The 14487-nt window shown below is 69.0% G+C and carries 15 protein-coding genes; 9 read left to right on the forward strand and 6 right to left on the reverse strand.

Translation table 11 applies throughout. From position 1 onward, the window contains the following. Nucleotides 1–60: 60 nt before the first annotated feature. Together BLT19_RS01065 and BLT19_RS01070 are read right to left on the reverse strand one after the other, a co-directional pair. Entirely contained in the window at nt 61–762 is a 702-nt protein-coding gene (locus BLT19_RS01065; RefSeq protein WP_091485120.1) for a hypothetical protein, read from the reverse strand. Between the two features lie 74 nt (nt 763–836). Beyond that, nucleotides 837–1451 (reverse strand): TetR/AcrR family transcriptional regulator, encoded by a 615-nt coding sequence (locus tag BLT19_RS01070; RefSeq protein WP_091485123.1) that lies wholly within the window; start codon nt 1449–1451, stop codon nt 837–839. A gap of 76 nt (nt 1452–1527) precedes the next feature. On the opposite strand from BLT19_RS01070, the gene paaZ reads away from it, so the two are divergent. Then, nucleotides 1528–3612, forward strand: coding sequence for a phenylacetic acid degradation bifunctional protein PaaZ (gene paaZ, locus BLT19_RS01075; protein ID WP_231917729.1), 2085 nt, complete (start codon nt 1528–1530; stop codon nt 3610–3612). On the opposite strand, the gene BLT19_RS01080 is transcribed toward paaZ, so the two are convergent. Continuing rightward, entirely contained in the window at nt 3609–3935 is a 327-nt protein-coding gene (locus tag BLT19_RS01080) for a hotdog fold thioesterase (RefSeq protein ID WP_331710700.1), read from the reverse strand. The genes paaZ and BLT19_RS01080 overlap by 4 nt on opposite strands. Nucleotides 3936–4083: 148 nt before the next feature. Here BLT19_RS01080 and paaA point away from each other — a divergent pair, with 148 nt between their 5' ends. The 6 genes from paaA (at nt 4084) to BLT19_RS01110 (ending at nt 8633) form a co-directional block, all read left to right on the forward strand. After that, complete coding sequence (gene paaA / locus BLT19_RS01085) at nt 4084–5028, forward strand: 1,2-phenylacetyl-CoA epoxidase subunit PaaA (RefSeq protein WP_197673072.1); 945 nt, start codon at nt 4084–4086, stop codon at nt 5026–5028. After that, the gene (paaB, locus tag BLT19_RS01090) at nt 5028–5312 is read left to right on the forward strand and encodes a 1,2-phenylacetyl-CoA epoxidase subunit PaaB (protein ID WP_091493044.1); all 285 of its coding nucleotides are present in this window, start codon (nt 5028–5030) and stop codon (nt 5310–5312) included. The genes paaA and paaB overlap by 1 nt, the downstream gene beginning before the upstream one ends. A 95-nt stretch (nt 5313–5407) precedes the next feature. Further along, nucleotides 5408–6235 (forward strand): 1,2-phenylacetyl-CoA epoxidase subunit PaaC, encoded by an 828-nt coding sequence (paaC, locus tag BLT19_RS01095; protein WP_231917730.1) that lies wholly within the window; start codon nt 5408–5410, stop codon nt 6233–6235. Beyond that, nucleotides 6235–6753: a 1,2-phenylacetyl-CoA epoxidase subunit PaaD gene (gene paaD / locus BLT19_RS01100; protein ID WP_091493049.1), complete on the forward strand. Its 519-nt coding sequence runs from the start codon at nt 6235–6237 to the stop codon at nt 6751–6753. The genes paaC and paaD overlap by 1 nt, the downstream gene beginning before the upstream one ends. Then, nucleotides 6753–7853, forward strand: a complete 1101-nt coding sequence (gene paaE, locus BLT19_RS01105) for a 1,2-phenylacetyl-CoA epoxidase subunit PaaE (protein WP_091485133.1) — start codon at nt 6753–6755, stop codon at nt 7851–7853. The genes paaD and paaE overlap by 1 nt, the downstream gene beginning before the upstream one ends. 9 nt (nt 7854–7862) lie before the next feature. Continuing rightward, nucleotides 7863–8633, forward strand: a complete 771-nt coding sequence (locus BLT19_RS01110; protein ID WP_091485135.1) for an enoyl-CoA hydratase/isomerase family protein — start codon at nt 7863–7865, stop codon at nt 8631–8633. Between the two features lie 91 nt (nt 8634–8724). Here BLT19_RS01110 and BLT19_RS01115 read toward each other — a convergent pair whose 3' ends face one another. Both BLT19_RS01115 and BLT19_RS01120 read right to left on the reverse strand, forming a co-directional pair. Beyond that, the gene (locus BLT19_RS01115; protein WP_091485138.1) at nt 8725–9228 is read right to left on the reverse strand and encodes an amino-acid N-acetyltransferase; all 504 of its coding nucleotides are present in this window, start codon (nt 9226–9228) and stop codon (nt 8725–8727) included. 198 nt (nt 9229–9426) lie between these two features. Beyond that, on the reverse strand, nt 9427–11952 hold the full coding sequence (locus BLT19_RS01120; RefSeq protein ID WP_091493051.1) for an ATP-dependent Clp protease ATP-binding subunit: 2526 nt from the start codon (nt 11950–11952) through the stop codon (nt 9427–9429). Between the two features lie 211 nt (nt 11953–12163). On the opposite strand from BLT19_RS01120, the gene BLT19_RS01125 reads away from it, so the two are divergent. Continuing rightward, nucleotides 12164–12772, forward strand: coding sequence for a hypothetical protein (locus tag BLT19_RS01125; protein ID WP_091485140.1), 609 nt, complete (start codon nt 12164–12166; stop codon nt 12770–12772). After that, the gene (locus BLT19_RS01130; RefSeq protein WP_091485143.1) at nt 12769–13005 is read left to right on the forward strand and encodes a helix-turn-helix domain-containing protein; all 237 of its coding nucleotides are present in this window, start codon (nt 12769–12771) and stop codon (nt 13003–13005) included. Before BLT19_RS01125 ends, BLT19_RS01130 begins: the two co-directional genes overlap by 4 nt. Nucleotides 13006–13294: 289 nt before the next feature. Here BLT19_RS01130 and BLT19_RS01135 read toward each other — a convergent pair whose 3' ends face one another. Then, a complete protein-coding gene (locus tag BLT19_RS01135) occupies nt 13295–14422 on the reverse strand; it encodes a hypothetical protein (protein ID WP_157681725.1) in 1128 nt (375 codons plus the stop codon). Nucleotides 14423–14487: the final 65 nt, after the last annotated feature.

Here is a 14487-nt window from a genome sequence, read left to right on the forward strand (position 1 = left end):
CGGCAGGGGGAACGGGGTCGGAGCGGTGTGGGGGACGCTCCGGCCCCGCACTGCGTCGGCCTAGTAGAGGAGCAGCTGGGCGGCCTGCGTCGAGCGGATGCCGCCGATCTCCACGCTCAGGTTGTACGACGCGCCGCCACCGGGCGCGACCTGCCGGTCGGTCGACCCGCAGGAGTCCACCGACGAACGGGTGCGATCCCACGCGAGGGGCGCCGCGCTCGAGACGGACTGCCCGGCCGCCAGCAGCACGACCATGTCGCTGGGTTCCGTCTGGCAATCTGTCGAGCGCCACCAGACGTCGTCACCGCTCTTGATCGTGAAGACCTGGCTGCTCGTCCCGACGTTGATCGAGCAGTCCTCGTCGCCGTTGTTCGTCAGCTGAATGGACAGCTGCGGGTTCTGCCCTGATCCGTAGGTCTCCGAATCGGTGATCGGCTCGACGGTGACGTCTTTCGCGACGCACGGCGTGGCGGTCGGCGTCTGCTGCGCGGTGGGTGTGGCCTCAGGAGCATCGGCCGCGGCATCCGCTCCTGTTCCATCGGCGGCGGGTGTCGTCGAACCGGGCACCGGCAGCTCGGAGACCGGCGCGCTCGTCCGCGACGTCGTCGGAGCGGGCGTCGATCCGGTCACCGCTGCACGCCACGGCTGCGCGATCAGCAGCCACACCAGGGCGATGACCGCGAGCAGCCCGACGATCAGGACGATGCGCCGCCGACGGTACACGGCGGGGGAATGGCGCCGGCGCGGGGGTTCACTGCTCATGCATTCAGGCTAAGCCGGGCCGTTCGCGCTCGGGAGTCGGCGCGCCCCACAGCGGACGGCTTCAGGGCGTTTCCTCACGATCGGCGTGTGCGGAGTCCGTCCAGCGCGACGGTCAGCACATCGCGCGCCAGTTGCGCCGGATCCTCCGCACCCGCCGGGCGGTACCACTCCACGATCGAGTTGACCATTCCGAACAGGAGGCGGGTGGCGAGGGATGCCTCGACGTCGGCGCGCACGGATCCCTCCAGCTGCGCGGCACTCACGATCTCGGTCACCTTCTCATCGAAGGCGCGGCGGCGGGCGAGGGCGCTGCGCTCGACCTCGCTGTTGCCGCGCACTCGCAGCAGCAGGGTGACATACGGCAACCGGTCGACCAGGACCTGCACCGCGCGGTCGAGCACGTAGCCCAGCCGATCCCCCGGCGTCCCGGAGACGGCGTCCGGTTCGAGGAGCACCCCCTCCAGCCCGCCGAGCGCCTGATCGAGCGCGCTGCTGAGCAGCTGCTCCTTCGAGGTGAAGTGGTGGTACATCGCCGACTTCGACAGACCGAGCCGCTCGGCCAGCAGCGCGACGGAGGTCGCGTCGTAGCCGTGCTCGATGAAGGTCGTCACCGCGACCTCGAGGATCTGCCTCTGGTCGTAGCCGGGGCGTCCGCGTCGCGCGGCGACGGGCGCGGGAAGGTCGGTCACGCTCCCAGTGTGTCATCGCGGTCGCGATGCGCGAGCGGGGGCGCGCGTTTCCTGAACGATCGGTAAGGTATTGCCCGTGGACGAACGAGCAGCGGTCGGCATCCTCCCGAGTTTCGTGCGGGGATCGTGGTGGACACCGGTCGAGGCAGCGGATGCCGCGGACGTGCGCGATGCGACCACCGGCGATCTCGTGGCGAGGGTCAGCACGAGCGGCCTCGACCTGGCGGCCGCGCTCGAGTACGGCCGCACCGCGGGGCAGGCGAGCATCGGCGCGCTCACGTTCCACGAGCGAGCGATGCTGCTCAAGCAGTTCGCGGTCGTGCTCACCGAGCGCAAAGACGAGCTGTACGCGCTGTCGGCACGCTCCGGCGCGACCAAGGCCGACTCGTGGGTCGACATCGACGGCGGTATCGGGGTGCTGTTCTCGTACTCGGGCAAAGCGCGGCGCGAGATGCCGAACTCGCGCGTCTACCTGGACGGGCCTGTCGAAGTCCTGTCCAAGGACGGCTCATTCCTCGGGAGGCATATCCACACCCGGCTGCCCGGTGTCGCCGTGCAGATCAACGCCTTCAATTTTCCGGTGTGGGGTTCGCTGGAGAAGTTCGCCCCGGCGTTCCTGGCCGGCATGCCGACCCTGGTCAAGCCAGCGACGCCCACCGGCTACCTCGCCGAGGCGTTCGTGCGGATCCTCGTCGAGTCCGGCCTGCTGCCTGAGGGATCCCTGCAGCTGGTGAGCGGGAGTGTGCCGACGCTTTTCGAGCACCTGCGCCTCGGCGACCTGGTCGCCTTCACCGGCAGCGCATCCACGGCAGCGCACCTGCGCGCGCACGAGTGCGTGCAGACCGGCGGCGTGCGCTTCACCAGCGAGACGGACTCGATCAACGCCTCGGTCCTGGGCCCGGATGCGGTCGTCGGCACGCCGGAGTTCGATGCCTACATCCGACAGCTCGTCACCGAGCTGACGTCGAAGGCGGGACAGAAGTGCACCGCGATCCGACGCGCGATCGTCCCCTCGGAAGCCGCCGACGCGGTGATCGCGGCAGTGCGGGACCGGATCGCCGAGCGTATCGTGCTGGGCGATCCGCGCGCAGGGGGCGTCACGATGGGACCCCTCGCCTCCCTCGGCCAACGCAGGGACGTCCTCGCGCAGGTGGCGAAGCTCGAGGCCGCGGGCGGAGTGCTCGTGATCGGGTCGACCGCGGAGCCGGAGGTCACGCGGGCCGACGGGTCCACGGGTCCCGCCCCAGACGGCGCGTTCCTGTCGCCGATGCTGATCCGATTCGAGGATGCCTCGGCGGACGCGGTCCACGAGATCGAGGCGTTCGGCCCGGTCGCCTCATTGCTGACCTACGACGACGTCGAGGAGGCCGGCGACCTCGTCGCTCGCGGCGGTGGATCCCTCGTCACCAGCGTCGCGACCCACGACCCCGAGGTCGCGCTCACGCTGTTGACGCGCATCGCCGCACTGAACGGCCGGGTGCTGCTGCTCGATCGCGATGGCGCACGGTCCTCCACCGGCCACGGTTCGCCCCTGCCGACGCTCGTCCACGGCGGTCCGGGTCGCGCCGGCGGCGGCGAGGAACTCGGGGGCATCCGCGCGGTCCTGCACCACATGCAGCGCACCGCGGTGCAGGGCTCCCCCGACATGCTGACCGCGTTGACCGGGGTGTGGCACGCCGGCGCCACGGCGAACGGCGACGGGCAGCATCCGTTCCGGAAGTCGCTCGCCGAACTGCGCATCGGCGACCAGCTCGCCTCAGCATCGCGCAAGGTCTCGCTCCAGGACATCGAGACGTTCGCATCCTTCACCGGCGACACCTTCTATGCGCACATGGACGAAGAGGCTGCCGCGGCCAACCCGTTCTTCCCCGGTCGTGTCGCGCACGGGTACCTGCTGGTGTCGTGGGCGGCGGGGCTGTTCGTGGACCCGGACCCCGGGCCGGTGCTGGCCAACTACGGGTTGGAGAACCTGCGCTTCGTCACGCCCGTCTCTCCTGGCGACCGCATCCGGGTGCAGCTGACCGCCAAGCAGATCACGCCGCGTGAGAGCGACGAGTACGGCGAGGTGCGGTGGGACGCCGTGATCCGCAACCAGGACGACGAGACGGTGGCGACCTACGACGTCCTGACGCTCGTGCAGAAGGCGCTCACGACTGCCTAGGGCGTGTCGGCGCGATCGATCACCGGACGCGGCCGGTCCGTCGCCAGCGAGCGCCCGCGCATCTCCGCCACGACGGTCCCGGACTCATCGGTCACGGTCACGTCGTACAGACCGGAGCGACCTGCCCGCGACCTGCGCACCGCCGTCGCCGTCAACGTCTGCCCGGCGGTCGTCGACGCCAGGAACGTGATGTCCGCGCCCTGGGCGACCGTCACGCGCTCATCCTCGTTGCACGCGATGGCGAACGCCGTATCGGCGAGCGCGAACACCAGCCCGCCGTGGGTGATCGCGAACCCGTTCAGCATGTCGTCTCGCACCGGCATCCGCACCACCGCCCGGCCCGGCTCGTCGGTCTCGACGACCATGCCCAACGCGGCCGAGGCGCTGTCGCGTTCCATCATCGCTTTCATCGGGCGCTCCATGTCTGCCATAATAACTAAACGATCGTTCTGTAAAGGATCGGAGTCGACGATGACCCAAGAACCCTCCGTCGAGGAAGCGCGCTTCGACGCGCTGATCGCCGCGGATTCGCGCGTCGAGCCACGTGACTGGATGCCGGACGCGTACCGGCGCACGCTCATCCGTCAGATCTCGCAGCACGCGCACTCCGAGATCATCGGCATGCAGCCCGAGGGCAACTGGATCACCCGCGCGCCGAGCCTGAAGCGCAAGGCGATCCTGATGGCGAAGGTGCAGGACGAAGCCGGTCACGGCCTGTACCTGTATTCCGCCGCGCAGACCCTCGGCATCACCCGCGATGAGATGACCGATCAGCTGATCGCCGGCACGGCGAAGTACTCGTCGATCTTCAACTACCCGACGCCGACGTGGGCCGATATGGGCGCGATCGGGTGGCTGGTCGACGGCGCCGCGATCTGCAACCAGGTGCCGCTGTGCCGCGCCTCGTACGGACCCTACGGCCGCGCGATGGTGCGCATCTGCAAGGAGGAGTCGTTCCACCAACGACAGGGGTTCGAGATCCTGCTCACGCTGATGCAGGGGACGCCCGCGCAGCGGGAGATGGCGCAGGACGCGGTGAACCGCTGGTACTGGCCATCGCTGATGATGTTCGGGCCCCCCGATGACCAGTCGCCGAACTCCGCGCAGTCGACCGCGTGGAAGATCAAGCGGTTCTCGAACGACGAGCTGCGGCAGAGATTCATCGGGATGCTGGTGCCGCAGGCAGCGGCGCTGAGGATCGAGCTTCCGGACCCGAACCTGCGCTGGAACGAAGATGCGCAGCGGTACGACACGAGCGAGATCGACTGGACCGAGTTCTTCGAGGTGCTCGCCGGGCGCGGACCGATGAACGCCGAGCGCCTGCGCGCCCGACGCGAAGCGCACGAGGACGGGGCCTGGGTGCGCGATGCCGCCGCCGAATACGCGCGCAAGCAGAGCCTTCGGGCGGTGGCGTGATGTCGGAGACATGGCCCCTCTGGGAGGTCTTCGTCCGCGCCGATCGAGGCCTCAGCCACGTGCACGCCGGATCCCTGCACGCCCCCGATGCCGACATGGCGGTGCGCAACGCCCGCGATCTGTACACGCGGCGCGGTGAGGGCACCTCGATCTGGGTGGTCCCGGCCGACGCGATCTCGGCGAGCGATCCCGACGCGAAGGGCGCGTTCTTCGAGAGCCCGGCGGGCAAGAACTACCGGCACGCCGTCTACTACACGGCCTCGGAGGGGGTCCCGCACCTATGAGCGTCACGAACTCGGGTTTGGGGCGCGTCCCGTCCGTTGGGGCGGACGATGTCCGCCCCAACGGACGTATCGCGCCCCGATCCGGGGCTGACGGGATGCCGGAGCACACCGGCGCGCACGGCTCGGTCACCGTCGACGAGGTCGCCCTCACCGCCGAACTCTCCGGTGACGCCGACGCGATCGCCACACCCGATGTCGCCGAGTACGCGCTGTGGCTCGGCGATGACGCCCTGATCCTCTCGCAGCAGCTCGGCTGGTGGATCGCCCGCGCGCCCGAACTCGAGGAGGACGTCGCGCTCGGCAACATCGCCCTCGACCTGCTGGGTCACGCGCGCTCGCTGCTCCGGTATGCCGGCACCGCCGACGGACGATCCGAGGATGACCTCGCGTACTTCCGAGATGAGCCCGATTTCCGATGCGCCTGGATCATCGAGCAGCCCAACGGCGATTTCGCACAGACGATCGCCCGCCAGCTCATCGCCTCGACCTACATGTTCGAGCTGTATTCGGCGCTTTGTACGTCCAGCGATGCGACTCTCGCAGCGATCGCGGAGAAATCGCTCAAGGAGGTCGACTACCACCGCGACCACGCCGTCCAGTGGACACTGCGGCTGGCCGGCGGCACCGACGAATCACGGCGCCGCATGCTCCGCGCGATCTCGGCGGTCTGGCCGTACGCCGACGAGCTCTTCCGCGACGAGCCGCTGATCGACCGCCTGGACGGCATCGCGGTGCGCCCCTCGACACTTCGCGCCGGGTTCGACGCCGTGATCGCCGCGGTGCTCGACGAGGCCGACGTCGAGCTGCCGAGTGGTTTCGTCTCGGCCGGCGGCGGGCGCCGCGGCATCCATTTCTCGACCCTGGGGTATGTGCTCGCGCAGATGCAGGTGCTCGCCCGGCAGCATCCGGGAGCGACATGGTGATGACGACCATCTCCCAGCAGGGTCAGGGGCTGCGCCGCTCGCGGGCGGAGGCGTGGACGGTCGCCGCCACCGTGACCGATCCCGAGGTGCCGGTGCTCACCATCGAGGATCTCGGCGTCCTGCGCGACGTCGCCGTCGACGGCGATCGCGTGATCGTCACCCTCACTCCGACTTACAGCGGATGCCCGGCGCTGGAGACGATGCGCGACGACGTCGTCCTTGCGCTCACGAGCGCCGGCTACGAGACGGTGGAGGTGCGCACGACGCTGTCCCCCGCGTGGACGACGGATTGGATGACGGATGCCGGCAAGCGCAAGCTCACCGCCTACGGCATCGCCCCTCCGACCGGCCGGTCGCGCGTCGGATCCGGGCCGATCCGGCTTCGCATCGCGGTGAAGTGTCCGCGCTGCGGGTCGCTCGATACGCGGGAGATCGCCCCGTTCGGCTCGACCTCGTGCAAGGCGCTCTACGAGTGCCGCGCGTGCCTGGAACCATTCGACTTCTTCAAGGTGCTGTGATGGCGACACTCACCCGTCGGCGGGCGCGGTTCCATGAACTGGCGGTCGCAGAGGTCCGGCCGCTCACCGCGGAGAGCATCGAAGTGACGTTCGCGGTGCCGCCCGAGCTGCAGGACGAGTACGACTACCGGCCCGGCCAGTACGTCGCGCTGCGCGCGCGGGTCGATGGTCACGAGGTGCGCCGGAGCTACTCGATCTGCCGGCCGCCGGTGCGCGGCTCGATCGCAGTCGGCATCAAGCGCGACCTCGGCGGCCTGTTCTCGGTGTGGGCGCACGAGAACCTCGAGCCCGGCGACCGTATCGACGTGATGAGCCCCGAGGGCGGGTTCACCTCGAACCTCCCCGATCTCGCGCACGCGCACCTCGTGGGCATCGCAGCCGGTTCGGGGATCACGCCGATGATGTCGGTCGCGGCATCCGTCCTGTCTTCCTCGCCCACCGCCCGCTTCACGCTCGTCTACACGAATCGGTCGACGCAGGACGTGATGTTCCTCGAGGAGTTGGCCGACCTGAAGGACCGCTATCCGGCGCGGCTCGCGCTGCACCATGTGCTCTCCCGCGAGCAGCGCGCCGCGCCGCTCCTGTCGGGGCGGATCGACGCCGAGAAGCTCGAGGCGATCCTCGATCATGTGGTGCAGCCTGACTCGGTGACCGAATGGTTCCTCTGCGGCCCGTTCGAGCTGGTCGCGCTGTGCCGCGACACGCTGGAGCGGCGGGGGGTGCCGGCGAGCAGCATCCGCTTCGAGCTCTTCACGACGGATGCCGACGGCCCCCGCGTCGACCGCGGCCGCCCGGTGGAGGCTCGGCCGGGCGACGAGATGTACACGGTCGATTTCACGCTGGACGGGCTCTCGTCGACGGCCCGATCGCCGGTCGCGGCGAACGAGCCGATTCTGGATGCCGCGCTGCGCGTGCGTGGCGATGTGCCGTTCGCGTGCGCGGGTGGAGTCTGCGGCACATGCCGCGCGCGGGTGGTCGAGGGCGCGGTGCGCATGACGCAGAACTTCGCGCTCGAGCCCGACGAACTCGAGCGCGGCTACGTGCTGACCTGTCAGTCCCATCCGACGACCGAGCGGGTCGTCGTGGACTACGACGTCTAGGAGTAGCGCGTGATCGAGCTCACCATCGCCGATGACGTCGCGCACGTCGTCCTGCGCGCGCCCGAGAAGCGCAACGCGCTCGACGAGGCGGCACTGGCCGAACTCGGCGCCGCGTACGACGAAGCGGCGGCCGCCGGCGTCCGCGCCCTCGTCCTTCGCGGCGAGGGTCGCGCGTTCTGCGCGGGCCGGGACATCTCGGCCGTCGATCCGCGCGATGACGACGTGATCGGCTATCTGGGCGGACTGGTCAGCCCGCTCCTGCAGCGCATGGCCGCCTTCCCCGCCCCGACGTTCGCCGCCGCGCAGGGCGCGTGCCTCGGCGTCGGGCTCGGGCTGCTGATCGCCACGGATGTCGTCTACGTCGCCGAGGACGCGAAGATCGGCTCACCGTTCGCCGCGCTCGGTGCGACGCTCGACTCCGGCGGACACGCGCTGTTCCTCGAACGGCTCGGAGCCCACAAGACCCTCGATCTCATCTATACCGGCCGGCTGATGACCGGCGCCGAGGCCGTGCAGTCAGGACTGTTCTCGCAGGTGTTCCCGCCCGGCGAGCTGCTGGCTGCGACGGTCGACGCAGCGACTCGCGCGGCGTCCGGCGCGACCGCGGCGTTCCTGGCGAGCAAGGCGCTGATCGCGCGCATCCGCGACGAGCGCCTGGCCCTGTGGGACTCGGTGGAGATCGAGAACGCCGCCCAGGCCGCGCTCTGCGACACCGACGACTACCGCGAGGGCTTCGCCGCCTTCCAGGCCAAGCGCCCGCCGCACTTCACGGGCCGCTGAGTCGCGCCCCGGGACTGCTCCCCCGTCGCCAACCGTCCCTCCCCGGCGCGACGACGGACGGTTCGCGACAGGGGAGCAGTCCGGGCGGAGTTCAGAGCTGCTTGAGCATCCGGGTGTTGCCGAGCGTGTTCGGCTTCACGTGCGCGAGATCGAGGAACTCCGCGATGCCCTCGTCGGGGCTGCGCACCAGCTGCGAATACACGTCCGGATCGACGACCTGCTCGCCGATCGGCGTGAAGCCGCGGCGTGTGAAGAACTCCACCTCGAACGTCAGGCAGAACAGGCGGCTCAAGCCGAGCCCGCGGGCGTTGGTCTCGAGCGTCTCGACGATCGCGCGGCCGACGCCGTGGTGGAGCCACTCATCGGCGACGATCAGCGTGCGCACCTCGCCGAGGTCCTCCCACATCACGTGGAGCGCACCGCACCCGACGAGCCGGCCGGTCTCGTCTTCGGCGACGACGAACTGCTGCACCGCTTCGTACAGGACCACCAGGTCCTTCCCGAGCAGGATGCGCCGCTGGACGAACGGCTCGAGCAGCGATTGGATGCCGCGGACGTCCGCGCTGCGCGCTGCTCTGACCCGGTACTCGCTCACGTCTTCAAGCCTAGAGCCGTCGCCGCGTGGCCGGTGCCCGTCACCTCGTCAGGAAGAACTGCCGGAGAGGCCGTCGACACAGCCAGTCCGGCCGGTTGTTCCTGAGTTCTGAACAGGGTCGCGCCGGAGACGACGGAGAGGCGGATGCCGCAGCATCCGCCCCTCCGTCGTCTTGGTGTCCGAGCCTGCCCAGAGGGGCTAGTCGCCGCTCGCGATCGCCAGGTCCGGCGTGGACGCGATCTCGCCGGCCACGACACCGACCGCGACCTTGTCGCCGCGCGGAGCCGTGTCGAACACGAACTCGCCGCCCTGCACATCGACCTTCACGTGGTCGCCGGGGTTGAGCTCGCCGTGCAGGATCTTCTCCGACAGGCGGTCTTCGATCTCACGCTGCATGGCGCGGCGCAGCGGACGGGCACCGAGCGTCGGGTCGAACCCGATGTCGATGAGCTTGTCCTTCGCGGAATCCGACAGCTCCACCGTCATGTCGCGGTCCAGCAGACGCTCGCTGAGACGCTTCGTGAACAGGCCGACGATCTGGCGCAGCTCGTCCTTGTTCAGCTGCGGGAAGACGATGACATCGTCGACACGGTTGAGGAACTCGGGCTTGAAGTTGCGCTTGAGCTCTTCGTCGACCTTGCCCTTCATCCGCTCGTACGAGGTCGCCGCGTTGCCTTCGACCTGGAACCCGACGGGCCCGCCGGCGATCGCCGAGGATCCGAGGTTGGTCGTCATGATGATGACCGTGTTCTTGAAGTCGATGACCCGGCCCTGTCCGTCGGTCAGGCGACCCTCTTCGAGGATCTGCAGGAGCGAGTTGAAGATGTCCGGGTGCGCCTTCTCGATCTCGTCGAAGAGCACGACCGAGAACGGCTTGCGGCGCACCTTCTCGGTGAGCTGACCGCCCTCTTCGAACCCGACGAATCCCGGAGGGGCGCCGAACAGCCGCGACACGGTGTGCTTCTCGCCGAACTCCGACATGTCCAGCGCGATCAGTGCGGTCTCGTCGTCGAAGAGGAACTCCGCGAGCGCCTTGGCCAGCTCGGTCTTCCCGACGCCCGTGGGTCCGGCGAAGATGAACGAGCCCGACGGACGCTTCGGGTCCTTGAGGCCGGCACGCTGGCGGCGGATCGTGCGCGACAGCGCCGCGATCGCCTCCTCCTGGCCGATGACGCGCTGGTGCAGCGCCTTCTCCATGAAGACGAGCCGCGAGGACTCCTCCTCGGTCAGTTTGAAGACCGGGATGCCGGTGGCCTGCGCGAGCACCTCCGCGATCAGCCCTTCGTCGACGACCGCGTGGGTCGCGACGTCGCCCGACTTCCACTGCTTCTCCAGGCGCAGGCGCTCGGCGAGCAGGGACTTCTCCTCGTCGCGCAGTGATGCGGCCTTTTCGAAGTCCTGGTCCTCGGAGGCCTGCTCCTTCTGCTGACGCACGTTCGCGATCTTGTCGTCGAACTCGCGCAGCTCCGGCGGGCTCGACAGGATCGACAGGCGCAGGCGGGCGCCGGCCTCGTCGATCAGGTCGATCGCCTTGTCGGGCAGGAAGCGGTCGCTCACGTACCGGTCGGCCAGATTCGCGGCGGCCACGATCGCGCCGTCGGTGATCTGCACCTTGTGGTGCGCCTCGTAGCGGTCGCGCAGCCCCTTCAGGATGTTGATCGCGTGGGGCAGGCTCGGCTCGGCGACCTGGATCGGCTGGAAGCGACGCTCGAGCGCAGCATCCTTCTCGAAGTGCTTGCGGTACTCGTCCAGGGTGGTCGCACCGATCGTCTGCAGCTCACCGCGTGCCAGCAGGGGCTTCAGAATGGATGCCGCGTCGATGGCGCCCTCGGCGGCACCGGCGCCCACCAGCGTGTGGATCTCGTCGATGAAGACGATGATGTCGCCGCGGGTGCGGATCTCCTTCGTGACCTTCTTCAGGCGCTCCTCGAAGTCACCGCGGTAGCGGGAACCGGCGATGAGCGAGCCGAGGTCGAGCGAGTAGACCTGCTTGTCCTTCAGCGTCTCGGGCACGTCGTTCTTGACGATCGCCTGGGCCAGGCCCTCGACGACGGCGGTCTTGCCGACGCCGGGCTCGCCGATCAGGACGGGGTTGTTCTTGGAGCGGCGCGACAGGATCTGCATGACGCGCTCGATCTCCTTCTCGCGCCCGATCACCGGGTCGAGCTTGTTGTCGCGCGCGGCCTGCGTCAGGTTGCGGCCGAACTGGTCGAGCACCGCGGATCCGCCCTGGGCGGCCTGGCCGGACTCGTTCGCCGCACCGCTGACGGCGGCCGGCTCCTTGCCCTGGTAGCCCGAGAGGAGCTGGATGACCTGCTGGCGTACCTTGTTCAGGTCGGCGCCCAGCTTCACGAGGACCTGGGCGGCGACGCCCTCGCCCTCGCGGATGAGGCCGAGCAGGATGTGCTCGGTGCCGATGTAGTTGTGGCCGAGCTGCAGCGCCTCGCGCAGCGACAGCTCGAGCACCTTCTTGGCGCGCGGCGTGAACGGGATGTGACCCGTCGGCTGCTGCTGGCCCTGACCGATGATGTCCTGCACCTGCTCGCGCACGGCGTCGAGCGAGATGCCGAGGGATTCCAGTGCCTTGGCGGCGACCCCCTCGCCCTCGTGGATCAGACCGAGCAGGATGTGCTCGGTGCCGATGTAGTTGTGGTTGAGCATCTTCGCCTCTTCTTGGGCGAGCACAACCACACGACGGGCACGGTCCGTGAATCTCTCGAACATCATTCATTCCTCCGGCACTGGGCCAACGGCGCGCGTTTGACGCGTTGTAACGAGGGTAACGAGGGGATGGATGCCGCAAGCCGGTGTTCGCCATGGGCATAGTGCCGCGGGCGGTGCCGGTTCACGGGAGCGCGGGGGTTGACAGCATCCACATATCGTCTATCGTTATTATCGATAGTCGTTGGTAACGAGAATCGATAAGGAGCAGATCATGACCGATGCACCAGTGCTTTCCAAGAGCGATCGAGCCGGCATGTACCTCTACGTCGGCATCGGCGCGATCGCCGTCGTCGCGGTGATCTGGCAGGTGATCGCCCGCCTGATCGAGGTCGCGCCGGGGCGCGGCATCCCGGTCCTCGTGCCGTTCGACGGCGAGAACGCACCCCTGCCGATCGGCCCGGGAGGCAGCGCGATCGACGTCGCGGTCGACCAGGCCACCGTGACCGTGCAGGAACCGGCGGCGGCCACCCTGTTCGCCCTGTGGGCGCAGCCGATCGTGATCGGACTCGCGCTGTGCGCCGGCATCGTGCTCGCATCGCTGTTCTGCCTGCGCCTCGCGCGCGGCAAGGCGTTCCAGCGCGGCACTGCGCGCCTGGTCTACACGGCCGTCGTGGTGCTGGCCGTCGGATGGTTCGCCGGCTCCATCCTGACGTCCATGACCGTGAACGGCGCTCTGTCGGCGGTGAGCGACTACGGCTACGACGGCACGCGGTTCCAGACCGACTGGGTTCCGATCTTCGCGCTGCTGGTGCTGACGGCGATCGGGTCGGCGTTCCAGATCGGCGAACGCCTGCAGCGCGACACCGAGGGGCTGGTGTGAGCCCCGTCGAGGAGGACGGCCCGAGCGGTGTGCACTGCCGCCTCGACGAGCTGCTGGAGGAGCGCGGCATGACCCTGACCCGCCTGGCGAACATCGTCGGGGTCTCGGTGGTGAACCTCTCGGTGCTGAAGAACGACCGCGCGCGGGCGATCCGCTACTCGACGCTCTCGGCGATCTGCCGGGCGCTGGACTGCGAGATCGGCGACCTGCTGGTGCGCGCCGACCTGCGGTAGCCCGCGCTTCCAGCGCCGGCCGCCGGCGTCGGAAGCGTGCCGGCGCCGGCGCCGGGTCCCGCCCCAGCGTGCCGGCGTTCCGGGGCCTGCGCCGGCGTGTCGCCGTTCCGGGACGCCTTCGCTATCGTTCATTTGCCTCAGAACGCGACTTCGGCCGGCGTGCCGCCGTTCCGGGACGCCTTCGCTATCGTTCATTTGCCACAGAACGCGACTTCGGCCGGCGTGTGCACGCAATCCGAGGCAACTCAACGACACGGGCCGGCGATTCGTTTGCCTCACAATGCGGTCTTCATGCGTTGCTGATCGCGTTCTGAGGCAAACGAACCGCGGATGACGACCGGTCGAGGAGACCGCCGCGGCTCGCTGCGGCCGCAGAATACGCGGCTCGCGCTCGGGCGACGAAGTTCGCGCGCTGCGCGCGAAGGTCCGACTTCGTGACGCGGATGATGCGCCATCCGAGCGATGTCAGCATCTCGTACCTCCTGATGTCCGATGCCCACTGCTCGGGATCGATGAGATGCTGCTCACCCTCATACTCGAAGCCCAGCAGCAGCTCGGGAAATGCGAGGTCGATCAACGCGACGATCGACCCGCCGACGAGAACCGGGAAGTTGAGCTCCGGCTCCGGGAGTCGCGCGTCTGTCAGCACAAGCCGCGTCTGCGTCTCTTTCCGCGACCGGGAGCGTGTGCGAATCAGCGGGAGAGCCTCCCGTAGCGCCCGAACGCCGGGCCGCCGTCCCACGTCCACGGCCGCGGTCAGCTCGCCGATCGTCGCGAGTGCGGGTGGGTCGTCGGACCGCATCGGCTCCCGCACGAAGCCGTCGCCGAGCGCGACGAGATCATCCCGACCCAGGATCGGGCCCATCATCGCCCAGGTGGTCGCGGGACTCGTGAGACGCAGCCCCGTGGCGGGGTCGGTGCGCACACTTCCCCATCCAGCGCGGATCGAGCGGCCGCGAACCCCGCGACCGCGCGCTGCGCGTGCGGGCAGGATGACGCCGACGTCGACCGGACGCTCGGTGAACCCGTCCTCATTCGACGGCACCTGGAAGGCGTAGAACGGCAAGGGTGCGCCCCACAGCACTGCCGCGGCGACCAGGCAGAAGAACTCCGCGGATCGCATCGCCGGTGAGTATTCGAGGGCGCGCCGTCGCACGGAATCCTCCATCGTCTCAATCGCAGGCATCTCGCCCGCGCGCGTGCCGTGGTACGGGGAGCGGAGATCCGACGCGCGCAAGCGCGACGGGGACACACCGAGCAGGCGCGCTTGCGCCGCAAGGAACGGCATCGTCAACGGTGCGGGAAGGGGACTGGGTTTCATCCGACGAACGTGGCACGGTGGACAGTCAGCGCGCGCCGCAGCATCCGCTTCTGTGAACGATCGTGTTCTCCACAGCCTCAGCAGTGCCGAGGGCATCGGCGTTGACTTGCCTCAGAATGCGCGGCACCGCTCCGGCGGGCCGCGAACCGGGGCAAATGAAC

The sequence above is a fragment of the Microbacterium pygmaeum genome (assembly GCF_900100885.1).
Lineage (GTDB): Bacteria > Actinomycetota > Actinomycetes > Actinomycetales > Microbacteriaceae > Microbacterium > Microbacterium pygmaeum.